This window comes from Alcanivorax nanhaiticus, assembly GCF_000756665.1.
GTDB classification, from domain to species: Bacteria; Pseudomonadota; Gammaproteobacteria; order Pseudomonadales; family Alcanivoracaceae; genus Alcanivorax; species Alcanivorax nanhaiticus.
Genome location: NZ_ARXV01000008.1, coordinates 16,177 through 38,937 on the forward strand (window position 1 = coordinate 16,177; position 22,761 = coordinate 38,937).

At 58.1% G+C, this 22,761-nt stretch carries 20 protein-coding genes; 12 read left to right on the forward strand and 8 right to left on the reverse strand.

Going from position 1 to position 22,761, the window contains the following annotated elements; translation table 11 throughout:
* The first annotated feature begins 11 nt into the window (after positions 1-11).
* From accB to Y5S_RS11065, 10 genes are all read left to right on the forward strand, one after another.
* Positions 12-473, forward strand: a complete 462-nt coding sequence (gene accB / locus Y5S_RS11020; RefSeq protein WP_035233004.1) for an acetyl-CoA carboxylase biotin carboxyl carrier protein — start codon at positions 12-14, stop codon at positions 471-473.
* Between the two features lie 14 nt (positions 474-487).
* Entirely contained in the window at positions 488-1,834 is a 1,347-nt protein-coding gene (accC, locus tag Y5S_RS11025) for an acetyl-CoA carboxylase biotin carboxylase subunit (RefSeq protein WP_035233005.1), read from the forward strand.
* A 263-nt stretch (positions 1,835-2,097) separates the two neighbouring features.
* Positions 2,098-2,979, forward strand: a complete 882-nt coding sequence (gene prmA, locus Y5S_RS11030) for a 50S ribosomal protein L11 methyltransferase (protein WP_035233006.1) — start codon at positions 2,098-2,100, stop codon at positions 2,977-2,979.
* A gap of 142 nt (positions 2,980-3,121) precedes the next feature.
* Positions 3,122-4,330, forward strand: coding sequence for a zinc-ribbon and DUF3426 domain-containing protein (locus Y5S_RS11035; protein WP_035233007.1), 1,209 nt, complete (start codon positions 3,122-3,124; stop codon positions 4,328-4,330).
* Positions 4,331-4,533: 203 nt separating this feature from the next.
* Positions 4,534-5,574, forward strand: a complete 1,041-nt coding sequence (dusB, locus tag Y5S_RS11040; RefSeq protein WP_052041546.1) for a tRNA dihydrouridine synthase DusB — start codon at positions 4,534-4,536, stop codon at positions 5,572-5,574.
* A 44-nt stretch (positions 5,575-5,618) separates the two neighbouring features.
* On the forward strand, positions 5,619-5,903 hold the full coding sequence (fis, locus tag Y5S_RS11045) for a DNA-binding transcriptional regulator Fis (RefSeq protein WP_022984641.1): 285 nt from the start codon (positions 5,619-5,621) through the stop codon (positions 5,901-5,903).
* A gap of 94 nt (positions 5,904-5,997) precedes the next feature.
* Complete coding sequence (purH, locus tag Y5S_RS11050; protein ID WP_035233008.1) at positions 5,998-7,566, forward strand: bifunctional phosphoribosylaminoimidazolecarboxamide formyltransferase/IMP cyclohydrolase; 1,569 nt, start codon at positions 5,998-6,000, stop codon at positions 7,564-7,566.
* 18 nt (positions 7,567-7,584) lie between these two features.
* Positions 7,585-8,871 carry a phosphoribosylamine--glycine ligase gene (gene purD, locus Y5S_RS11055; protein ID WP_035233009.1) on the forward strand — a complete coding sequence of 429 codons (1,287 nt, stop codon included), beginning with the start codon at positions 7,585-7,587 and terminating at the stop codon, positions 8,869-8,871.
* Between the two features lie 78 nt (positions 8,872-8,949).
* A complete protein-coding gene (locus Y5S_RS11060) occupies positions 8,950-10,014 on the forward strand; it encodes a cyclic nucleotide-binding domain-containing protein (protein ID WP_035233010.1) in 1,065 nt (354 codons plus the stop codon).
* Positions 9,977-12,778, forward strand: coding sequence for a hybrid sensor histidine kinase/response regulator (locus tag Y5S_RS11065; protein WP_035233011.1), 2,802 nt, complete (start codon positions 9,977-9,979; stop codon positions 12,776-12,778). Before Y5S_RS11060 ends, Y5S_RS11065 begins: the two co-directional genes overlap by 38 nt.
* Before the next feature lie 60 nt (positions 12,779-12,838).
* On the opposite strand, the gene Y5S_RS11070 is transcribed toward Y5S_RS11065, so the two are convergent.
* On the reverse strand, positions 12,839-14,317 hold the full coding sequence (locus Y5S_RS11070; protein ID WP_035233012.1) for an AAA family ATPase: 1,479 nt from the start codon (positions 14,315-14,317) through the stop codon (positions 12,839-12,841).
* Positions 14,318-14,394: 77 nt separating this feature from the next.
* Between Y5S_RS11070 and coq7 the strand changes: the two genes are divergently transcribed.
* Positions 14,395-15,057 (forward strand): 2-polyprenyl-3-methyl-6-methoxy-1,4-benzoquinone monooxygenase, encoded by a 663-nt coding sequence (gene coq7 / locus Y5S_RS11075; RefSeq protein WP_035233013.1) that lies wholly within the window; start codon positions 14,395-14,397, stop codon positions 15,055-15,057.
* A 168-nt stretch (positions 15,058-15,225) separates the two neighbouring features.
* On the opposite strand, the gene speD is transcribed toward coq7, so the two are convergent.
* Entirely contained in the window at positions 15,226-16,032 is an 807-nt protein-coding gene (gene speD, locus Y5S_RS11080; RefSeq protein WP_407921418.1) for an adenosylmethionine decarboxylase, read from the reverse strand.
* Between the two features lie 139 nt (positions 16,033-16,171).
* Positions 16,172-16,588, reverse strand: a complete 417-nt coding sequence (locus tag Y5S_RS11085; RefSeq protein ID WP_035233014.1) for an OsmC family protein — start codon at positions 16,586-16,588, stop codon at positions 16,172-16,174.
* 276 nt (positions 16,589-16,864) lie between these two features.
* Here Y5S_RS11085 and crp point away from each other — a divergent pair, with 276 nt between their 5' ends.
* A complete protein-coding gene (gene crp, locus Y5S_RS11090) occupies positions 16,865-17,494 on the forward strand; it encodes a cAMP-activated global transcriptional regulator CRP (RefSeq protein WP_035233015.1) in 630 nt (209 codons plus the stop codon).
* A 382-nt stretch (positions 17,495-17,876) separates the two neighbouring features.
* On the opposite strand, the gene Y5S_RS11095 is transcribed toward crp, so the two are convergent.
* From Y5S_RS11095 to trpE, 5 genes are all read right to left on the reverse strand, one after another.
* On the reverse strand, positions 17,877-18,176 hold the full coding sequence (locus tag Y5S_RS11095) for an isochorismate lyase (RefSeq protein WP_035233016.1): 300 nt from the start codon (positions 18,174-18,176) through the stop codon (positions 17,877-17,879).
* A 109-nt stretch (positions 18,177-18,285) separates the two neighbouring features.
* Positions 18,286-19,083: an indole-3-glycerol phosphate synthase TrpC gene (gene trpC, locus Y5S_RS11100; RefSeq protein ID WP_035233017.1), complete on the reverse strand. Its 798-nt coding sequence runs from the start codon at positions 19,081-19,083 to the stop codon at positions 18,286-18,288.
* Positions 19,084-19,361: 278 nt separating this feature from the next.
* A complete protein-coding gene (trpD, locus tag Y5S_RS11105; RefSeq protein ID WP_035233018.1) occupies positions 19,362-20,405 on the reverse strand; it encodes an anthranilate phosphoribosyltransferase in 1,044 nt (347 codons plus the stop codon).
* Positions 20,402-20,995 carry an anthranilate synthase component II gene (locus tag Y5S_RS11110; RefSeq protein WP_035233019.1) on the reverse strand — a complete coding sequence of 198 codons (594 nt, stop codon included), beginning with the start codon at positions 20,993-20,995 and terminating at the stop codon, positions 20,402-20,404. The genes trpD and Y5S_RS11110 overlap by 4 nt, the downstream gene beginning before the upstream one ends.
* Positions 20,995-22,488 (reverse strand): anthranilate synthase component I, encoded by a 1,494-nt coding sequence (trpE, locus tag Y5S_RS11115; protein ID WP_035233020.1) that lies wholly within the window; start codon positions 22,486-22,488, stop codon positions 20,995-20,997. Before trpE ends, Y5S_RS11110 begins: the two co-directional genes overlap by 1 nt.
* Positions 22,489-22,761: the final 273 nt, after the last annotated feature.

Sequence of the window (22,761 nt, forward strand, 5' to 3'; positions counted from 1 at the left end):
GGTTAAAAGACATGGATATTCGCAAGATCAAGAAACTGATTGAGCTGCTGGAAGAATCCGGCATTGAAGAGCTGGAAATCTGCGAAGGCGAAGAGTCTGTGCGCATCAGCCGTGGCAGCAGCAAGGTTGCCGCACCTGCGCAGTATTACGCGGCCCCGCAAGCCGCTCCTGCCGCAGCACCCGCACCTGCTCCAGCCGCTGAAGCTGCGCCCGCACCGGCCGCTGCGGAAACACCCAGTGGGCACATGGTTCGCTCCCCCATGGTGGGCACCTTCTACCGCTCCCCGGCACCGGGCGCCCCCATGTTTGCTGAAGTGGGCAAGAAAGTTCAGGCCGGCGATGTATTGTGCATCGTTGAAGCCATGAAGATGATGAACCAGATCGAAGCGGACAAGTCCGGCACCATCGATGCCATCCTGGTAGAAGACGGCGAACCGGTTGAGTTTGACCAGCCTCTCTTCTCCATCGTTTAAGGGAGGCATCTCTCATGCTGGAAAAGGTTGTCATTGCCAACCGTGGCGAAATTGCCCTGCGCATCCTGCGCGCCTGCAAGGAACTGGGCATTCGCACGGTCGCCGTTTATTCCAAGGCGGATCGGGACCTGATGCACGTTCGCCTGGCTGACGAAGCCGTGTGTATCGGCCCGGCTCCCTCCATAGACTCTTATCTGAATATCCCGGCCATCATCAGTGCTGCAGAAGTCACCGACGCTGACGCTATCCATCCGGGTTACGGCTTTTTGGCAGAAAATGCAGATTTTGCCGAGAGCGTAGAACGCTCTGGCTTCACCTTTATTGGCCCCAAGGCGGAAACCATTCGCCTGATGGGTAACAAGGTCGCCGCCATCGAAGCCATGAAAAAAGCCGGCGTTCCCACGGTTCCCGGCTCCAACGGGCCGGTCGGTGACGATGATGAAGCCGCCCTGCAAATGGCTCGCGATATCGGTTATCCGGTCATCATCAAGGCCGCCGCCGGTGGTGGTGGCCGCGGCATGCGCGTGGTGGAAGAAGAGCGCACGCTGCTCAACGCCATCACCCTGACCCGCTCGGAGGCCAAAAACGCCTTTGGTGATGCCACCGTATACATGGAAAAGTTCCTGCAGAAGCCACGCCATGTGGAAGTGCAGGTACTGGCCGACGGCAACGGCCACGCTATCCACCTGGGCGATCGCGACTGCTCCCTGCAGCGCCGTCACCAGAAAGTCGTGGAAGAGGCACCGGCCCCACAGATCCCCCAGCACCTGAAAGACGAAGTCGCCATGCGCTGCGTCAATGCGTGCAAGGAGATCAACTACCGCGGTGCCGGCACCTTCGAATTCCTGTACGAAAACGAAGGCTTTTACTTCATCGAGATGAACACCCGGGTACAGGTGGAACACCCTGTCACCGAAATGATCACCGGTGTGGATATCGTCAAGGAGCAGCTACGCATCGCCGGTGGCGAAGGTCTGCAAATCCAGCAATCTGATGTAACTTTCCAGGGCCACGCCATCGAGGTACGAGTCAACGCCGAAGACCCGGTTCGCTTTACCCCGTCTCCAGGCAAGGTCACATACTTCCACGCCCCGGGCGGCAACGGCATCCGGGTAGATTCCCATATCTACAGCGGCTACACCGTGCCCCCCTACTATGATTCCCTGATCGGCAAGCTGATCACCTGGGGGGAAAGCCGCGACATCGCCATGGCGCGTATGCGTAATGCCCTGGACGAAATCGTGGTAGAAGGCATCAAGACCAATGTGGACCTGCACCGTGGCAAGATCTTCAAGGATGAAGCCTTTATGAAAGGCGGCGTGGACATCCACCATCTGGAGAAGAAGCTGGGCGGTCATTGAGGCAGTGAACAGTTAACAGCTCGCGGTTTTAGCTTGTCACACGCTTCACCCACGAAGCCGCGCACAGACACTGTGCGCGGCTTCGTGCATTTAGATGAACCAGAAAACTCGTTGCCATCGCCATACGGTGCAGCTTAGCTGCTATCATTCCCCCCAGATCACACCGGCGTGTGCGCGCGGCATCCATGGTTTGAGCTTCCACCCCACCATCCCGCGCAACTGTTCACTATTCACTGTTAACTATTCACTAGAGCGAAGCGAACATGGCCTGGCTGCAACTCCATCTTGCTACCACTGAACAACATGCGGATGCCTTTCAGGCGGCACTGGAAAATCTGGGCGCGTGCGCTGTTAGCCTGACCGATGGCGCAGACCAGCCGGTATTCGAGCCACCACCCGGCACCCGCCCCCTGTGGCAGAACACCGTGGTCACCGCCCTGTTCGATCCAGAACACGATCCCGCTCTCATCAAGGCTGCCCTAGAACTTCAGGGACTCAACGCCGACGCCATGCACCATGAGGTTCTGGAAGATCAGGCCTGGGAACGCGCCTGGATGGACGACTTCGCCCCCATGCAGTTTGGTGAACGCTTATGGATCGTTCCCAGCTGGAGCGAGGCACCGGATACTCAAGGCATCAACCTCAAGCTGGACCCCGGCCTGGCATTCGGTACCGGCACCCATGAAACCACCGCCCTTTGTCTGGAATGGCTGGATAAGAGCGAGTTGACCAGCAAGACCGTTCTCGATTTCGGTTGTGGCTCCGGGGTATTGGCTATTGCTGCGCTTCTACTGGGAGCCCACCACGCCGTCGGCACCGACATTGATCCCCAGGCACTGATCGCCAGTGAAGACAACGCCAGCAACAACGGTGTCGCGGACCGTCTGTCTCTGTACCTGCCTGAAGACATGCCACAGCCCTTCCATTGCGATGTACTGGTAGCCAACATTCTCGCTGGCCCACTGATGGAGCTCTCGAAATTGCTGGCCAGCTATTGCCAACCGGGCACCCAACTGGCGCTTTCCGGCATTCTTGCCGAGCAGGCCGAATCGGTGCGCGAAGCCTACGCTCCCTGGTTCGATCTCACCCCCACCACCCAAAAAGGGGACTGGGTACGCATCGACGGGGTACGACGGAATACATAAATGCGGCCCAGGTCCTTGCGAGCAAAGCCGCTTTTTCTGTAAAAAGAACCCCTTAAAGAGCGTTTTATGGTTTGCCGGGATGCGTGGTGCCTGTTGCGCACCCATGTAGCGGATCTTAACCAATAATAATCAGGCGATTGCCATGGCCACCCAGTACAAAACACGCTGCCCCCACTGCGCAGCCCAGTTCAAGATTACTGACGAACATCTCAAGCAAGCCCGTGGCGCGGTTCGCTGCGGTTCATGCCTGCAGATTTTCCAGGCCACCGATCACCTGGTTGATCCCCCCGCCACCGGCCAGAGCGCTCCGGCTGATCGCTGGGCTGGCGCACTGGACAACAACGCCAACACCCCTGCCCCACCCAGCAAAGAGATCAACCCCCTGTTCGAGGAAACACCGGACAAGGAAAGCGATGGTCTCAGCATGGAAGGCATGGAGCTGAGCGATTCCTTCATGAATCTGGAGGAAGGGAGCAACGAAGACAGTCTTGGCGAAGACTTCTCGGACATGGCCGGCGCAGGACGCTCAACTCACAATGAGGGTGCCGACGAATCCTGGGCCGAAGCTCTGCTGGAGGAACTTGAGGATGACGACGAGCCCGCACCAGCATCGCCCTCCACTCCCGGCCCGGCCACCTTTGCCCCGCGCGATGAACAAGCGGCCAGCAAACCCGCCAAAACCAAGCCACAACCCCAGCCTGCCAAACCAGCAAGACGGCAACAGCAAGATGACTCCCTGTTTGGCGGCCTGGATCTTTTCGGCGATGACCTCAATGATGAGCCGGTCACCATCGCCTCCAAACCGGTTCGCGAACGGGACCTGCCGTTCCAGCGCCAGCGCGACTGGCAGAGCCTGTTTAAGTGGACCGCCCTGGCAGCCCTCGCCATCGTGGTGCTGATTGCCCAGTATGCTTACTTCAACTTCGATCATCTTGCTCGCACACCACAGTGGCGCCCCGCCTACGCTCAGGCTTGCGAAGCCCTGGGCTGCCGACTTCCCAGTCGGACCGATATCAGCAAGTTGCGGGGAGCCAACCTGGTGGTTCGCAGCCATCCGGAGTACAACAATGCGCTGATCGTGGATGCCATACTGTTCAACGAGGCTCGCTACCCGCAACCGTTCCCTGATCTGGAGCTACGCTTCAGTGCACTGGATGGCAAACCGCTCGCCAGCCGCCGATTCCAGCCCCGGGAATATCTGCAGGGAGACCTCAGCAACCTGGAAAGCATGCCGCTCAACACCCCCCTGCATATCTCGCTGGAGATCGTTGACCCTGGCGATAATGCCGTGAACTACAACCTGCGATTGCTGCCCAGCCAGAACACCTCGGATCAGCTGACTCAGCGCTAAGCACGCCCGACGCCCGACGCCCGACGCCGGACGCAAAACAGAATGATGGCCGGGCAGAAGGCGTCAAGGCACCTGGCACTCAACCAGCCTCAGCGTTTTCTTGCTAGCTGACGGACGGGAGCGAAAAGTCCCGGTCTGCCCTTTCATCCCCTCGCCCCGATCTCTATCATTAGCTCCCTTTTTGACCAACCGCGTCCGAGACCATGCAGATCGGCCCTTACACTCTGCCCAATTCATTGATTCTGGCCCCCATGGCCGGCGTCACTGATCGCCCGTTCCGTCGGCTTTGCCGGGATCTGGGGGCGGGTCTTCTGGTCTCGGAAATGGTCACCTCAGACACCCGTTTGTGGAACTCACGCAAGTCACGCCAGCGACTGGATCATACCGGCGAACCTGGCCCGATCTCGGTGCAGATTGCAGGCGGCGAACCACAGATGCTGGCTGAGGCGGCCCGCGCCAATGTGGATCACGGTGCCCAGATCATCGACATCAACATGGGCTGCCCCGCCAAAAAAGTCTGCAAACGCGCAGCGGGCTCAGCCCTGCTGGCAGATGAAGATCTGGTCGCCAGAATTCTTGATGCAGTTGTGGCGGCCGTTGATGTGCCTGTCACATTGAAAATCCGCACGGGCCCGGATCGCGATCAACGCAACGCCATTACCATTGCCCAAATTGCTGAATCAGCGGGCATTCAGGCTCTCGCCATCCATGGCCGTACCCGTGCTGACAAATTCAACGGGGAGGCGGAATACGCCACCATCGCCGCCGTCGTAGAGGCGGTTAATATTCCGATCATGGCTAACGGTGACGTGGATAGCCCGGAAAAAGCTAAACAGGTACTGGAATCCACGGGAGCCGGTGGTATCATGATCGGCCGCGCTGCTCAGGGTAACCCGTGGATCTTTCGGGACACCCTGCATTACCTCGAGCACGGCTCGCTGCCAGCAGCGCCGTTAGTAACGGAAGTCCATGATTGCGTGCAACAGCACCTCGCTGAGCTTCATCAGTTTTATGGTGAGTTCATGGGGGTACGTATCGCCCGCAAGCATCTGGGTTGGTACACACAGAACCTTCCCGGCGGGGAGGACTTCCGGCGTGGATTTAACACACTGGAAAATGCCACCGACCAACGCGTGGCGATCGAGCAGTTTTTCCAACAGATCAACGTCAGTACCGACCGGGTTCGCTTTGGTCGTTACGGCGAAGTGTCTGCCAGGAAGAAAAACGGAGCCTTGGCCGCATGACCCTTTCTTCAGTTAACACAGCCGCTGCACGGACACTTACTGAAATGAACACCGCAGAAGCACGAAAGCAGCCGCACCTCACTATTGCGCGCAGTGAAACCCACGACACCCTGCGTAATTGTGTGCGTCGTTCCTTAAACGACTATTTCAATCAGCTCGACGGTGAGCCCGTCAGCGAACTGTACCAGATGGTACTGGCGGAGATGGAAATTCCGCTGCTTGAGAAGGTGCTGGAATACACCCGTGGCAACCAGACCAAAGCAGCGGAGCTGCTGGGCCTGAACCGCGGCACCCTGCGCAAGAAGCTCAAGCAGTACGGTCTGTTGTAAAACAGACCTGCTATATCAAGGGCAGTGACCACACTGCCCTTTTTTTGTTTCTGGCCCTCGTATTAATTAAGACTACGCAACTTGGTGAAATCCCATGAGCAAAGCCGTTGAACGTGCACTGATCAGTGTTTCCGACAAGACTGGTATCGTTGAATTTGCCCAGGCCCTGGCCGACAAGGGCCTGGAGCTGCTGTCCACCGGCGGTACTTTCAAGAAACTGCAGGAGGCCGGCATTGCGGTGCGTGAAGTCTCCGACTACACCGGTTTCCCGGAAATGATGGATGGCCGGGTGAAAACCCTGCATCCCAAAGTGCACGGCGGCATTCTCGGCCGTCGTGGTCAGGACGATCAGGTCATGGCCGATAACGACATCAGCCGCATCGACCTGGTGGTGGTCAACCTCTACCCGTTCGAAGCCACCGTGGCCAACCCGGACTGTTCCCTGGAAGACGCCATCGAGAACATCGATATCGGCGGCCCGACCATGGTGCGCTCTGCCGCCAAGAACAATGCCCACGTGGGTATCGTTACCAATGCGTCTGACTACCAGCGCGTGCTGGATGACATGGACGCCAACGGCGGCGCCCTGTCCGACACCCTGCGCTTCGACCTGGCCATCAAGGCCTTCGAGCATACCGCGGCCTATGACAGCGCCATTGCCAACTACTTTGGCAAGAAGGTGGGAGAGAACAATCAGGACTTCCCGCGCACCATCAACCTGAACTTCGAAAAGACCCAGAACATGCGCTACGGCGAGAACCCGCACCAGAAAGCGGCCTTCTACACCGAGCGCAACCCGGCCCCCGCCTCTATCGCCACCGCGAAGCAGCTGCAGGGCAAGGAACTGAGTTACAACAACATCGCTGACACCGACGCCGCACTGGAGTGCGTCAAAGGCTTCACCAAGCCTGCCTGTGTCATCGTCAAGCACGCCAATCCCTGCGGTGTAGCGGTGAGCCTGGACGGCATCGGCAAGGCCTACGATCTGGCCTTCGAAACCGACACCGAATCCGCCTTTGGTGGAATCATCGCCTTCAACCGTGAACTGGATGCGGCCACCGCCCAAGCGATCGTGGATCGTCAGTTTGTGGAAGTGATCATCGCGCCCAGCGCCACCGACGAGGCCTTGGCCATCACCGCCGCCAAGAAGAACGTGCGCGTGCTGGTCTGTGGCGAAATCGAAGGCCCCACCGAAGGTGGCCTGGACTACAAACGCGTTAACGGCGGCCTGCTGGTGCAGGATCGCGACATCGGCATGATCACCGAAGGCGACCTGAAAGTCGTCACCAAGCGTGCCCCCACCGAAGCAGAGATGCACGACCTGATCTTCGCCTGGAAAGTGGCCAAATTCGTGAAATCCAATGCCATTGTCTACGCCAAGAACCGCCAGACCGTGGGTGTAGGCGCCGGCCAGATGAGCCGCGTTAACTCCGCGCGTATCGCCGCCATCAAGGCCGAACACGCTGGACTGCAGGTGGAAGGTTCGGTGATGGCGTCTGATGCCTTCTTCCCGTTCCGCGACGGCATCGATAACGCCGCCAAGGTAGGTATCAGCTGCGTGATCCAGCCGGGTGGCTCGATCCGCGACGAAGAAGTCATTGCGGCTGCCGACGAAGCTGGCATGGCCATGGTCTTCACCGGCATGCGTCATTTCCGCCACTAATCAGAAAGGGATAAAGCAATGAAAGTTCTGGTGATTGGCGGCGGTGGCCGCGAGCATGCGCTGGCATGGAAAGTGGCTCAGGCCGAGCAGGTAGAAAAGGTCTTCGTGGCCCCCGGCAATGCCGGCACCGCCCGCGAAGCCAAGCTGGAAAATGTGGCCATTGATGTGCTGGATCAGCCGGCACTGCTGACCTTCGCCAAGGACAACGGCGTTGATCTGACCATCGTTGGCCCGGAAGCACCCTTGGTAGAAGGCCTGGTCGATACCTTTCAGAACAACGGCTTGAAGTGCTTTGGCCCCAGCAAGGCTGCGGCCCAGCTGGAAGGCTCCAAGGCCTTCACCAAGGACTTCCTGGCCCGTCAGAACATCCCGACCGCAGCCTACGGCAACTTTACCGACATGGACGAAGCTCTGGCCTATGTCCGTGAACAGGGTGCCCCCATCGTAATCAAGGCCGATGGCCTGGCTGCGGGCAAAGGCGTGATTGTCGCCATGACCCTGGAAGAGGCCGAAGAAGCCGTGCGCGACATGCTCGACGGCAACAAGTTCGGTGATGCCGGTCACCGCGTGGTGGTAGAAGAATTCCTGGAAGGCGAAGAAGCCAGCTTTATCGTCATGGTGGACGGCAAGAACGTATTGCCCATGGCCACCAGTCAGGATCACAAGCGTGTCGGCGACGGCGACACCGGCCCCAACACCGGCGGCATGGGAGCCTACTCCCCGGCGCCGGTGGTCACCGACAGCGTCTACCAGCGCATCATGGAAGAGGTCATCACCCCCACCGTAGAAGGCATGGCGTCTGAGGGTATGCCCTACACCGGCTTCCTCTACGCGGGCCTGATGATCAGCCCTGAAGGTGCTCCCAAGGTCATTGAGTACAACTGTCGCTTCGGCGACCCGGAAACCCAGCCGATCATGATGCGCCTGCAGTCTGATCTGGCCGCCCTGTGCCTGGCGGCTCTGGACGGCAAGCTGGACCAGACCGAGATCCAGTGGGATCCCCGCCCGACTCTCGGCGTGGTCATGGCCGCTGGCGGCTACCCGGACAGCTACCCCAAAGGTGACGTGATTGAAGGCCTGGATCAGGCCGATTCCGATACCGTGAAAGTCTTCCACGCCGGCACGGCAGAGAAAGACGGACAGGTAGTGACCAGCGGCGGCCGTGTACTCTGTGTCACGGGTGTCGGCGATACGGTCAGTGAAGCACAGGCCAACGCCTACCAAGGTGTGAAGCAGATCACATGGAGCAATGCCCAGTACCGTTCGGATATCGGCTACCGTGCAGTCGCGCGCGAAAAAGCATAAAGTAAAGGCAACTAATAATTAAGGCTGAGCCTGCCGGGACCTGCGGGCTTAGCCACCTTTTCCCGCAAAGGGGTTGCCATGTCTACACCAGCGGCGGAAATGTCCCGCCTCGAGAACTTCATTCCATTCGATTGCCTCAGCGAATCCCACCTGCAGGAAATTCAGGGCCAGATCGAAGTGATTACCCTGGCACCCGGTCGCCTGTTGTTCAAACGCGGGCAAACCAGCGACAAGGCCTATTTCCTGGTAGAAGGCTCGCTGGATCTTACTGACGCCAGTTTCCAGGTACGTCACTTTGCTGCGGACGATGACGAGAATTATCTGGCGCTGGATAATTATCCTGAGCACACCATCAACGCCATCTCGGCAGAAGCCAGCACTCTATACGCCATTGATCGCAACAAACTGGATCTGCTGATGACCTGGACGCAGGCAGCAGAATCCATGCTGGATGAAGATGATGACGAAAGTGAACGCGACTGGATGGATGCCCTGCTTTCCTCAGAGCTTTTCGCCGCTGTGCCTCCAGCCATGATTCACAGCCTGTTCGTAAAGTTTGAAGAGCGAGAAGTACAGCTGGGGGAGACTATCGTCAGTGAAGGTGAGGACGGCGATACCTTCTTCGTGATCAAACAAGGCAAGGCCATGGTCAGCCGCACCAAAGGTGCCAAGCAGGAAACCCTGGCTGCCCTGTCTGCGGGACGCTTTTTTGGTGAGGATGCACTAATCAGCGACAGCCCTCGTAATGCCTCCGTCACCATGACAAGCGATGGTGTCGTTATGGCCCTCGGCAAGAAGGACTTTCAAGCAATTCTTCAGGACTCCGTCATCCGCCATCTCACCGAAGACGAGTTGGATACCATGGTGCTGGAGGCGGATACTGCCTGCATACTGGTGGATGTACGACTGCCCATGGAATTTCGCCATGACCGCACGCCCGGGGCCCGCAATATTCCGCTCAACGAATTGCGCAAGGAAGTGCAAAATCTGGAAAAGGATTTTTTCTATGTGGTGTGCGGAGACGGTCGACGCAGTGAGCTCGGAGCCTATATCCTCTCCGAGGCGGGGCTGAATGCCTATGTGCTTGATCGGGGAAAACCAGCGGATGCAGAGCAATCAAACAACGTGGTGGAACAGGCCTGAACCTCTTGCCCTGGTACTGATGATCGTCCTGCTGTGCCTCAGCGGCATGGCACGGGCGACAGCGGAACCACCACCGCCCTTTATCATTCACAGCTTGCCGAATGATGCCCGCATCACCATTTACTCGGAATACCTGAAAGACAGTGACGCCTCACTGACCATTCAGCAGGTTAGCCGTGCCCCCATTGCCAGCCAGTTCCAACCTGCCACACGCTATGTGGAACGCCTCGGCATCCAGCAGAACCCCTGGTGGGTTCGCCTGGCGATCAAGAACGAATACCGGGAGCAACAGACCTACTCCCTGCAGCTGCGCGGCAACCCCAATGCCACACTCTATGTCCCCGCACCGGGAGGACGAAGCTACCAGCCCGCTGAGCCCGACGCCCGCATTCCCGGCCGCGGCGCCAGTTATCGCGTTCATCTGCCGGTGGGGGAAGAACAACTGTTCTACCTGCAGCTACAGCCCCAAGGCTACCTGACCTACGGGCTCAGTCTGTCCACCCTCAATGAGCATCTGACCGCCCAGCGACATCAGGATAACGTCTACATGCTGCTGACCGGCGCCCTGTTGATCCTGATTTTCTATAACCTGATTGCCGCTGTGATGCGTGGTGGAAAAACCTACTACTATCATGCGGGCTTCCTGCTCTGTATTACCCTGATCAGTCTGTTACTGGCCGATTTCCTCCCCCATGAACTTACCGACGGCAATCAGTTGCAATCTCGCTTGCTATTCCCGCTAATGCTGGTTGCCATGACGGCCGCGGCGGGCATCACCCGCAGCTATTTCCGGCTGCAGAACAATAATGACTGGCTCAACCGCACCACCCGGTTGCTATTGATCGCCCCCCTGATCAGCGCGCCCCTAACCCTGTTCCTGCCTGTCACCATTACCGCTTACTTGTGCTTTGCCGCTGTGAGCAGCGCAGCGGTAATACTCATTGCCATGGGCTACACGACCTGGAACAGGGAACAGAATGGCGGGGGCCTGTTTTTCATCACCACGCTATTCCTCGCTCTCCCTGCCATCATTCTTGGCCTCGCCTACCTCGGCATTCTGCAAACCAGTGCCGAACTGCCGCAGTGGCTAATGGCTTCCACCGTTATCCAGGCACTGACACTGGGCATCGGTCTGCGGATACGGGTCGCCCATCAGGCCCAGCTGCGTATTGAGCAGCAACGCTCTCAGGCCATCGCTGAAACCGTCGACAGTACTCGCAGGGAAACGCTGGCAAGGATTGGCCACGACATCCGCACCCCGCTCAGTGGCATTCTTGGCATGTCTGAAATCCTTGCGGACACCCCGCTGACACCGAACCAGCGCGAATGTGTCGGCGCCATCCAGCATGCTGGCGACAACCTGCTTCGCATCATTAATGATGTCCTGGAAAACTCCCAGCTCTCCAACGACAGCAGTGATGTCAACCAGGCCTCACTGGATGTGCATGACCTGCTGATGGAAGCCATCGATCTGTTCAAGGAACGAGCGGAAGAGAAACAGATCGAACTGATCACCCATGTACACACCAATGTACCGGGCCGGGTACTGGGTGATGCCGGGCGGCTTCGTCAGGTGCTTACCAACCTGACCGGCGCATTGATTCGCCACGGCACTCCCGGCGAACTGATTGTTGATGTCTCCCTGGAACCAACCGGCCAGGCAGACCGGGTCCGTTTCGGTTTCTCCGGCAGCACCCTCAGCGAAGAAGCCCTCAACCGTCTGCAGGCCAGCCAACGACAGAACGAAAGCAGCCACCTCAGCCTGGTCATTGCAGAACAACTGGTAGAGTCACTGCATGGCCGCATGGGAAACCTGCAGGATCAGCGCGGCACCCATTACTGGTTCGTCGTGCCTCTGCCGGCAGATCATTCCAGCCAGCCGAAAACGGTTAAAGTGGACACCGCCTGTCTGGAAGGTCGTAGCCTGCTGGTGGTGGATGATTCCAGCACCGTTACCCGGGTACTGCGTCATCATGCATTGTCCTGGGGGATGCGGGTCACCGCCTGCCATGATCCCCGCGAAGCATTGGCTTCACTACGCACCCAGGCCAATATCAATGAACCTTTCGATATAGTGGTACTGGACCAGCAGATGCCCGGCATGGATGGCATGCAGCTGGCCGCCCGGATACATGAAGACCCCGTCATCATCCACCCCACCGTCTTGGTGATGCTGACAGGTATCCAACAAGCCCCCAGTTCTACCCAGGCCAGAAATGTAGGCATCCATCGGGTACTTTCAAAACCGGTTTCCGCACCGCGTCTACGTCAGGTATTGGCGGAAGAACTGGGGCATGGGGCACAACCCTCTCCGGAGACCGTGAATGCCAAGCCCAGCCCCGATCTGCGCATCCTCGTCGCAGAAGATCACTACCTCAGCCAGAAGGTCATTCGCGGCATGCTGGGCAAACTGGGCCTGAAAGCCGACATTGCCAGTGACGGTCAGGAAGCGCTGACTCTGGCTGAAAAGAGTCGCTATGACCTGATCCTGATGGACTGCGAAATGCCAGAGATGGATGGCTTCGAGGCCACCCGCCGAATCCGCCAGCATGAACAGCGTCATGCTCTGCCAGCTACCCCCATCGTGGCCCTTACCGCGCACATCCTGAAGGAACACAAAGACCGCAGCTTTGCCGCCGGGATGAATGCCCACTTGCCCAAGCCCGTGGAACTGAACACCCTGCGGGAGACCATTCTGCGCTTTACCAACAGTGACAGCGCCGATGCAGACTCCCCGCTGGCCAGCGGAGAAGTGCTCGACTAGAAAACAGGGCCGAGATACGCCCTCCTCATCCCCGCTCCGGCAAAACGGAAATAACCAGGATCAACTGGCGCCGGCGCTGACAGCCCGTCCCTGGCACCAGTGCCGTAATTTCGCCAACGGTTCAGCCATGGTCACCGACAACGGTACCGTGGCCTCCAGCTCAGCTTCGAGCAATGACTGGTCCAGTGCACGCTCAGCAGCCCCCGCACTGTACAATCCTGCCACCACCGCCTGCTCGATTTCCGCACCAGTAAAACCCTCGCTGCAAGCAGACAATGCAGCCAGATCAAAGTCCGCAGCTGGCTGGCCGCGCTTATTGAGATGAATCCTGAAGATATCCTCGCGCACCGCTGCATCCGGCAGATCCACAAAGAAGATTTCGTCAAGACGCCCCTTGCGAATCAGTTCGGGAGGCAGCCGTTCAATGTCATTGGCGGTGGCCACCATAAACACCTTGCTCTGATTTTCCGCCATCCAGGTCAGCAAGGTTCCCAGTACCCGCCGTGAGGTACCACCATCGTTATCCCCTACAGCGATGCCCTTCTCGATCTCATCGATCCACAACACACAGGGCGACATGGTTTCTGCCATCTTCAATGCTTCACGAACGTTACGTTCGGACTCACCAAAGAACTTGTTGTAAATAGCCCCCATATCAAGACGCAGCAGCGGCAATCCCCACAAACCTGCCACAGACTTGGCAGCGAGGCTCTTCCCTCCGCCCTGAACGCCCACCAGCATGACACCCCGCGGGGAGTCGATATCTGAATCGCCATGGAACGCTTTTTCACGCTTACCCAGCCAGGTCTTGAGCCCCTGCAGCCCCCCCACGTTGGCAAAGCTCTCGGTATCGTATTCGTAGCTGAGCACCCCCTCCATTTCCATCAGCGCGAACTTGGCCTTGTTAACCTCAGGCAGATCGGCTTCGGTAATGGCGCCATCATGAAGGATTGCACCACGGGCCAGTTTGCGGGCATCTTCCACACTCAACCCGCGCAGGTTACGGATCAGTCGGTCCAGAGACTCACGATCCGCACGCACTCGCTCACCTTTCTCCTGCTTAAAGCGGCGCGCCTCATCCTGAACAATATGCTCAAGCTGTTTTTCATCCGGCATGGAGAGACTGAAGCGCGTGGAATAACGCCGTAGTTCGGGGGGAATGGTGAACTGATGACTAATCAGCACCAGCGAATGCTGGAGACGCTCATGGTGCAGGGCAATCTCCTTTAACAAACGTACGTTCTTAGGCTCGCCTTCAAGAAAGGGGTGCAAATCACACAGCGCATAGATTCCCGGCTGACTGGTGCCGCGAATCTGCCCCAGCACCGCATCCGGCTCCACGGTGTGCTTCTGGCTCGGTGCATCATCAAACTCAAGCCGACGCATACCATCCACTGAGGTCCAGGCAAACACGGGACGCCCTTCTTTCATCCCCAGACGGCGAATCAAATCCAGCGCACGAAGTTCTTCCCAGGTCTCGATCACGACAATGGGGTAGCGGGAGTCGAGCAGCATTCTCAGGTCGTTCAAATCACTCATTTGTTATCATTCTTCACGGGACACGGTTGTCGCTATGCTACCATGACATTCTGACAAAACATCGACGTGGAACGCGCATGACTGAACGCCGACTTTCTCCTCTCGATCGCCTGCTGGCCCGTGCCGACAATGCCTTGCGCACGCTGACACCGGGTACTATTCAGGCCGAGCGAGCCCCTACCGCCACACCGGAAAGCCCCGGTGGCGAGGCGCAGCCCGGCAGTATCCCTTCTGATCAACGTCGCCATGTGATGGGTCTGATGCGGATCAACCATACCGGTGAGGTGTGTGCGCAGGCGCTGTACCAGGGACAAGCCAGTACGGCCAGCCTGCCGCATATTCGCCATGCCATGGAAGAAGCGGCCAAGGAAGAAGAAGACCACCTGGCCTGGTGTGAAGAACGCATTCGTGAACTGGGTGGCGCCCCCAGTAAACTGAACCCGCTGTTCTATGCCATGAGCTACGCCATGGGGGCCACCGCCGGGTTGATTGGTGATCGCTGGAGCCTGGGTTTTGTCTCGGAAACGGAGAATCAGGTGGTAAAGCATCTGGAATCCCATCTGTTCCAGGTGCCAGAAAGCGACCTGCGCACGCGCGCCATCCTGGAACAAATGCGCACCGATGAACTCAAGCACGCCGTCACCGCCAAGGATGCCGGCGGCGCCGACCTGCCACCGCCGATTCGCCACGCCATGACATTGATGAGTAAGGTGATGACGTTTGCGACTTATCGGGTTTGATTAGTTAACAGTTAATAGTGAACAGTTAACAGCGTCGCGCCAAACGTTATCAGGAGATGATGACAAAGAGGCCGCGCCCATAACCTGGGCGCGGCCTCTTTACTACCAGCTGGCCGCTGCGCTGAACGCGCAGCTATTCACTGTTAACTATTAACTGTTAACTGCTCTTCAGCCAAGGTTCCGGCTGTAGAAGATCTCCAGCATTTCACGCTTGAGGCGCTCTTCGATCTGGTCCAGCTCTTCCTGCTCAAACTCGTCACTGCCGGCACCGAACAGATAGTTGTCGATATCGAAGTCCTTCAGCAACATCTTGGTGTGGAAGATGTTCTCCTGATACACATTCACGTCGATCATCTGATAGGCGTTCTGGGTATCTTCGGTGAGGAAGTTCTGGATCGAGTTGATGTCATGATCAATGTAATGCTTGGTGCCATCCAGATCACGGGTCATGCCGCGTACCCGGTAGTCCACCGTCACGATATCGGAATCAAAGCTGTGGATCAGGTAGTTCAGCGCACGCAGCGGTGAGATCACCCCACAGGTGGATACGTCCACGTCCACCCGAAAGGTGGAAATGCCGTTATCCGGGTGAGATTCTGGATAGGTGTGCACCGTCACGTGACTCTTGTCCAAGTGCGCGACGACGGTATCCGGCAGCGGACCGGGCGCTTCCTCGTCCCAATCAGAGCCATCCGGCGGCGTTTCATGCTCAGCGATCAGCATGGTTACACTGGCACCTTGAGGATCGTAATCCTGGCGGGCCACATTCAGAATGTTGGCGCCAATGATCTTGGTCACATTGGTGAGAATCTCGGTGAGACGCTCAGCGTTATACAGCTCATCAATATATTCGATGTATTCCTTACGGTGTTGCTCGGTCTTTGCGTAAGCAATATCAAAAATATTGAAGCTCAAGGATTTGGTCAGGTTGTTGAAACCGTGAACCGTAATCTTGGGATTGGGATCTTTCACCACAGCCGTACCCCATGGGCGTTTCACCGCCACATTAGAACAAACACAACGCCGCATCACTGCGACCACCTGTTGGTGGCACCATCAGTGGCACCACCTCACACCCCGGCGTTCCGGGAAAGATCAACCTGACCGCTACCGATCAGGCCTCAATGGTATAACTATGGGTGATCTCGACACCAGCACGGCCGAGCATGATGCTGGCCGAGCAATACTTCTCTGCAGACAACTCTACCGCGCGCTTCACCTGATTCTCTTTCAGGTTATTACCGCTAACGATGAAATGCAGATGAATCTTGCTGAATACCGCTGGCACCTCATCGACACGCTCTGCAGTGAGTTCGCAGCGACAGTCGGTCACATCCTGGCGGGACTTCTTGAGAATGTGGACCACATCAAAGGAGGAACAGCCACCCACACCCAGCAGCAGGGTCTCCATCGGCCGGGGGCCACGGTTCTGGCCACCGTGATCCGGCGGGCCATCCATCAGCACGTTATGGCCGCTTTCTGTCTGCCCTTCGTAGCAGGCTTCGCCCTGCCACTGCACCACTGCTTTCATGGCCGTCTCCTGAGTTCTGCTCAAGCGGGGCGGAACCCCGTAAAAGGCGCGCAGAGTACCATAGCATGGGGGCCGCGCCACCCCCTTTTCGTCACCGTACGCCCCCTCTTTTCAGCCTCAGCCCCCCCTTTTGGGAGGGGCTTATCCCACCGTTGCTACCGCCAAGCCCGTGAAAACTGAGAGTGAGAGCCAGTTCCCTTGGCATCACCCATAAAAACAGGCAATATCCTTGATCTTATTAGCTAAGACATTTTTCTGGCTTTAGACTGAGTGCTCATGACTGAAGGCAACAAAATTATTCCAAATCTGGATCACTTCCTGGCCAATTGCCACCGTCGGAAGTATCCAGCAAAAAGCACTATCATTTACGCTGGGGACGAATCAGATGCGCTGTATTACATTCTGAAGGGGTCCGTGACCGTCATGATCGAAGATGATGATGGCCGCGAAATGATCATGGCTTACCTTAATGAAGGCGACTTCTTTGGGGAAATGGGGCTGTTCGAGAACGATCCGTCCCGGTCCGCCTGGGTAAAAGCCAAAAGTGAGTGTGAGGTTGCAGAAGTCAGCTACGCTAAATTCAAGCAGCTGGCCCGTGAAGATGCCGACATCCTGTTTGCGGTTTCCGCCCAGATTGCCGGCCGCCTCCGCGCCACCACCCGCAAGGTGGGCGACCTAGCCTTCCTGGATGTGACTGGTCGTGTGGCCGGCACCCTGCTGGACCTGTGCAAGCAACCCGACGCCATGACCCATCCCGATGGCATGCAAATCAAGGTCACCCGCCAGGAAATCGGCCGCATCGTCGGCTGTTCCCGCGAAATGGTGGGCCGGGTACTCAAGAACCTGGAAGAACAGGGTCTGGTATCCGTGAAAGGCAAGACCATGGTGGTTTACGGCACCCGCTGAAAGGCAGTTAACAGCGTCGCGGATCGGCACCATTCTGATCTGAAAACGAAGAGGCCGCGCCCGGAATCCGGGTGCGGCCTCTTTGTTTGTACAAACGTTTCCTTCAAGCCACCGTAGGAGCCCAGCTTGCCTAGGCGATCCGTGCGAAGCACGGCATCATCCGGGGCGCGACCAGGCATTCCTGGCAGACAGGGATTCGGTAGAGACACCTGTCACGGCCTTCAACCCTACCTCGCCAATGCTCGGATCGCCCAGACAAGCTGGGCTCCTACGGCGGCTTCGTAGAAACGAAGAGGCTGCATCCAAAGTCTGGACGCGGCCTCTATGCTGTAAGCCAATACCCACGCGTCCCGCACAGCTATTAATTATTCATTATTAACTATTAACCTCCTTTAAAAGCCGCCATTTCCCGCTGGATAAAGTGCTCCACCAGGTCCCTGTACAGCTTCTCGACCATATCCGCATCCAGCCCTTCCTGCTCCGCCCATTCTCTTCGGGCCTGCAGCATGCTGCGGAAGCGCTCGGGGGCCCTGACGCCATCTTCGCTGGTCTTGAAGGCCGCCGCTGCATGAACATAACCTGCCCTTTCGCCCAGCAAGGCAATAATGTCGCGGTCCCGACGATCAATTTCAGCACGAATATCCTCCATCCCCAGACATTCCTGCGGTGACTTAGTTGTCATTTTCGCTCCTTGAAACAACAAGGCCGCATCCAGAGTCTGGACGCGGCCTCTTTGCGATCAGCCACCACCCACGCATCCCGCGCAGCTATTAACTGTTCATTATTAACTATTAACTAAAGAACATCGCCTTTAACGCCGCCCCGGGATCCTCTTCCCGCATAAACGCCTCACCGACCAGGAACGAATGGATGCCGTTGCTGCGCATCAGTTTCACGTCGGCGGCAGTGTGGATGCCGCTTTCGGTGATGATCATCCGGTCCCCCGGTACTTTTTCAGACAGGCGGAGGGTGGTATCCAAGCTGGTCTCGAAGGTATGCAGGTCGCGGTTGTTGATGCCGATCAGCTCGGCATTGAGCTTCACCGCCCGGTCCAGCTCTTCCTCGGTATGCACTTCCACCAACACATCACAGCCTGCTTGCTGGGCGGCGTGGTTGAGCTCCTCCAGCTGGGCATCGGACAGGGCCGCCACAATCAGCAGCACCGCATCAGCGCCCATGGCCCGGGATTCGAAGATCTGCCAGGGATCAATCATGAAATCCTTGCGGATCACGGGCAGCTCCACCGCATTGCGGGCGGCACGCAGGTAATCGTCGTGCCCCTGGAAAAAGTCCTGGTCGGTGAGCACCGACAGACAGGCCGCACCGTTCTGTTCGTAACTGCGCGCAATGGCCACCGGATCGAAATCATCACGAATTACGCCCTTGCTGGGGGACGCCTTCTTGATTTCGGCGATCACCGCCGGCTGGTGGTCACGCACCCGGTCAAACAAGGCACGAGCAAAACCACGGGGCTTGCCCTGGTTTGCTGCCATGGATTGCAGATCACCCAGCGTGTAGTTGTTTTTGCCCGCCGCTATCTCTTCCTGCTTGCGGGCAATAATCTTGTCGAGAATGGTCCCTGTGCTCATAACGGCTCTCCTGAGGGCCTGTTCACCCTAATTCCGTGGCCCCTGCTGGAGCCATTTTTTTGTCCAGTCGCGCCACCCGTTGCGCGGTGTAGTTGCTCTACATAAGTAACGGTTGGCGCGACTGGGCGGAAAAATGGCCCAGCCCTTCGGGTTGCGGCCCAAAATGCGCCACTCGTTGTTGCTCGTCGTTCATTTGGAGACACCAAACATCTCTCCTCGCGCCTAGATTGGCGCATTTTGGACCGCAACAGGGGTCACGGAATTAGGGCGAACAGGCCCTAATCGGCAGCCTTGAGGGCGGTGCTGAACTGGGCCAGCTCGCGCATGCGCTCTCCTGCCTCCCCATTGTGTATCAGGTCTTCGGCCATTCGTACCCCTTCTTTGTGAGTGCGGGTAATCCCGCTCACATAGATGGCTGCACCGGCATTCAGGGCAATCATATCTGCGGCCTTGTGAGCCGCATCGGTAGTGCGCTTGCCCAGGGCATCCTTGATCAGAGCCAGAGAGCTGTCTGAATCTGCCACATCAAGCCCTACCAGGGAGGCGGATTCCAGCCCCAGATCTTCCGGGGTCACGTCATACTCGCTGACCGCACCGTCCTTGAACTCTGCCACATGGGTGCGAGTGGCCAGGGAGATCTCATCCAGACCATCTTTGCTATGCACCACCATGACATGCTCACCACCCAGACGCCCCATCACTTCGGCCATGGGACGGCACAGCTTCTCGCTGAATACCCCCAACACCAGGCGCTGCACGCCGGCCGGGTTGGTCATCGGGCCGAGGATATTGAACAGGGTACGCATACCCAATTCCTTGCGCGGACCCACGGCGTACTTCATTGCCTTGTGGTGATTAGGGGCAAACATGAAACCCACACCCACATTGTCCACACAGCTACCAATCTGTTCCGGGGTCAAGTCCAGGGCAATACCCGCCGTTTCAAGCAGGTCCGCTGAGCCGCTCTTGGAGCTCACTGAACGACCTCCATGTTTGGCCACATGAGCACCGGCTGCCGCAGCCACAAAAGCACTGGCGGATGACACGTTGAACAGGTTGGCACCATCGCCGCCGGTGCCCACGATATCCACCAGATACTGACGGTTTGACACCGGCACTGCGGTCACCAGCTCGCGCATTACCTGCACGCCGCCGGTAATTTCATCCAGAGATTCGCTCTTCATGCGCAGGGCCACCAGGAATCCGCCGATCTGGGCATCGGTGGCGCCGCCGGTCATGATCTGGCGCATTACGTCCTGCATCTCATCCACGCTCAGATCAATCTGCTCGACCACCTTGGCCAGGGCTTCCTGAATATTCATGCGCCTTGCTCTCCTTTCAGAAAATTCTCGAGCAAGGCATGGCCGTGCTCACTGAGGATGGACTCGGGATGATACTGCACCCCTTCAATGGGCAAGGTCTTGTGCCGCATGCCCATGATCTCGTCCATGCTGCCATCGTCGTTCTGGGTCCAGGCGGTGATCTCCAGGCAGTCCGGCAGACTGTCCTTTTCCACCACCAAGGAGTGATAGCGGGTGGCGATGTAGGGGGACGGCAGATCCCGGAAGATGCCCACGCCACTGTGATAGATCGGCGAGGTCTTGCCGTGCATCACCTGACGGGCCCGCACCACCTTGCCGCCAAACGCCTGACCGATGCTCTGGTGTCCCAGGCACACACCCAGAATCGGCAGCTTGCCCGCGAAATGCTTGATGGCGGCAATGGAGATACCGGCCTCGTTGGGGGTACAAGGCCCCGGCGAGACCATCAGGCGATCCGGATTCAAGGCCTCGATCTCTTCAAGGGTAATCTGGTCATTGCGATGCACCAGCACCTCGGCACCCAGCTCCTGCAGATACTGCACCAGGTTGTAGGTAAAACTGTCGTAGTTATCGATCATCAAGACACGCATTACCGCTGCCCTCCGTCTGCCAGGTTGAGACCACCCAATGCCAGGTTCACCGCCCGGAATACCGCCCGGGCCTTGTTCATGGTCTCGTCCCACTCGGACTGGGGCACCGAGTCAGCCACAATGCCGGCGCCCGCCTGCACGTACAGCCGCTCGTCCTTCACCACCGCAGTGCGGATGGCAATGGCCGTGTCCATATCGCCGTTAAAGCCGATGTAACCCACTGCACCGCCATAGATGCCGCGCTTGGTGGGTTCCAGTTCATCAATAATTTCCATGGCACGAATCTTCGGCGCGCCACTCAGGGTTCCGGCTGGGAAGGTGGCACTGAGCACCTCCAGCGGCCCCTGGCCGTCCTTCAACTCGCCTTCCACGTTGGAAACGATATGCATCACGTGAGAGTAGCGCTCCACCACCATCTTGTCGGTGAGGTTCACCTTGCCGGGCTTCGCCACCCGGCCCACATCGTTGCGGCCCAGATCGATCAGCATCAAGTGCTCGGCGATCTCCTTGGGGTCCGCCAGCAGATCGGCTTCCAGCGCCTGATCTTCCTGGGCAGTGGCACCGCGCTTCCGGGTCCCCGCGATGGGACGGACCGTCACCCGACCCTGTTCGGCCCGGGCCAAAATTTCCGGCGACGAACCGGCAATATGGAAGTCGTCCAGATCCAGATAGAACATGTAGGGCGACGGATTCAGGTAACGCAGGGCGCGGTACAGATCCATGGCCGGCGCCTTGAACGGACAGCTCATGCGCTGGGCCGGTACCACCTGCATCACATCACCGGCAAGAATGTACTCGCGAACCTTCTCCACCCCGGCCTTGAACTGCTCCTCAGGAAACTCGCTCTGGAAATCGCTCTCGTCCACCGGATCGCCATACACGGTATGTTCTGGCTCCGGCAGCGGCGCGCGCAACTTCTCTTCCAGGGCTTCCAGGCGAGCCTCCGCCTGTTCCGCAGCCCCTTCGGCTGTGGGGTCCACATGCACGATCAGATAGAGAGCACCACGCAGGTTGTCGAACACCACCACTTCTTCTGAACGCATCAGCAGAATATCCGGGACACCCAGCACATCCTTACCCGGTGCAGGGCCAAGGCGAGGCTCGAAATAGCGCACGCTGTCATAGCCGAAGTACCCCACCAGACCGCCGTTAAAACGAGGCAGATCCGGCAGCTCCGGAGAGCGGTACTGCTGGCGGTAGCTCTCGATCCAGCGAATCGGGTCTTCCACATCCAGATGGGTGTCGCCGTCGGCATTGCTCACCGAGACCTTCTGGCCGGTGATGCGAATCACCTCGGAGGCAGGCAGGCCGAGAATGGAATAACGCCCCCAGCGCTCACCGCCTTGCACGGATTCAAACAGATAGCTGTAAGGCCCCTGGGCCAGTTTGCGGTATGCCGTTAGCGGCGTGTCCAGATCCGCCAGCACCGGGCGGACAATGGGGACACGGGTGTAGCCCTGCTGGGCGTAACGATCCAGTTCTTGTGGTGACATGGTTTTTCCTTATCCGACCTTTTCTCGGCAGGCCGATATCGAGAACGCAGATTGTAGAGAAAAATGAAGCAAAAGGGGCGTGTCAGTGCATTACTGCAGACACAGGGAGAGCGTCACCATCGCCAGCTGGCAGGTGCGGACAGGAAAGCAAAGCTGTTGATCGGGGCACAGTCCAAGGGGGACGTCCTTTCTCAAACGAAGTAGATGGCTAAAATTGTAGTCAATGTGGACGCGGGACGCCAGACGCCGGATGCCTGATTCACCCCCCTTTCA

Excerpts from the sequence above, each read along its gene's own strand:
- trpC (WP_035233017.1), bottom strand. The coding sequence starts at position 19,083 with ATGAGCACAGGGACCATTCTCGACAAGATTATTGCCCGCAAGCAGGAA.
- Y5S_RS11095 (WP_035233016.1), bottom strand. The coding sequence starts at position 18,176 with ATGACAACTAAGTCACCGCAGGAATGTCTGGGGATGGAGGATATTCGT.
- fis (WP_022984641.1), top strand. The coding sequence starts at position 5,619 with ATGAACACCGCAGAAGCACGAAAGCAGCCGCACCTCACTATTGCGCGC.
- purH (WP_035233008.1), top strand. The coding sequence starts at position 5,998 with ATGAGCAAAGCCGTTGAACGTGCACTGATCAGTGTTTCCGACAAGACT.
- dusB (WP_052041546.1), top strand. The coding sequence starts at position 4,534 with ATGCAGATCGGCCCTTACACTCTGCCCAATTCATTGATTCTGGCCCCC.
- Y5S_RS11035 (WP_035233007.1), top strand. The coding sequence starts at position 3,122 with ATGGCCACCCAGTACAAAACACGCTGCCCCCACTGCGCAGCCCAGTTC.
- prmA (WP_035233006.1), top strand. The coding sequence starts at position 2,098 with ATGGCCTGGCTGCAACTCCATCTTGCTACCACTGAACAACATGCGGAT.
- trpE (WP_035233020.1), bottom strand. The coding sequence starts at position 22,488 with ATGTCACCACAAGAACTGGATCGTTACGCCCAGCAGGGCTACACCCGT.
- trpD (WP_035233018.1), bottom strand. The coding sequence starts at position 20,405 with ATGAATATTCAGGAAGCCCTGGCCAAGGTGGTCGAGCAGATTGATCTG.
- Y5S_RS11110 (WP_035233019.1), bottom strand. The coding sequence starts at position 20,995 with ATGCGTGTCTTGATGATCGATAACTACGACAGTTTTACCTACAACCTG.
- Y5S_RS11085 (WP_035233014.1), bottom strand. The coding sequence starts at position 16,588 with ATGAAAGCAGTGGTGCAGTGGCAGGGCGAAGCCTGCTACGAAGGGCAG.
- coq7 (WP_035233013.1), top strand. The coding sequence starts at position 14,395 with ATGACTGAACGCCGACTTTCTCCTCTCGATCGCCTGCTGGCCCGTGCC.
- Y5S_RS11060 (WP_035233010.1), top strand. The coding sequence starts at position 8,950 with ATGTCTACACCAGCGGCGGAAATGTCCCGCCTCGAGAACTTCATTCCA.
- crp (WP_035233015.1), top strand. The coding sequence starts at position 16,865 with ATGACTGAAGGCAACAAAATTATTCCAAATCTGGATCACTTCCTGGCC.
- Y5S_RS11070 (WP_035233012.1), bottom strand. The coding sequence starts at position 14,317 with ATGAGTGATTTGAACGACCTGAGAATGCTGCTCGACTCCCGCTACCCC.
- accC (WP_035233005.1), top strand. The coding sequence starts at position 488 with ATGCTGGAAAAGGTTGTCATTGCCAACCGTGGCGAAATTGCCCTGCGC.
- accB (WP_035233004.1), top strand. The coding sequence starts at position 12 with ATGGATATTCGCAAGATCAAGAAACTGATTGAGCTGCTGGAAGAATCC.
- purD (WP_035233009.1), top strand. The coding sequence starts at position 7,585 with ATGAAAGTTCTGGTGATTGGCGGCGGTGGCCGCGAGCATGCGCTGGCA.
- Y5S_RS11065 (WP_035233011.1), top strand. The coding sequence starts at position 9,977 with ATGCAGAGCAATCAAACAACGTGGTGGAACAGGCCTGAACCTCTTGCC.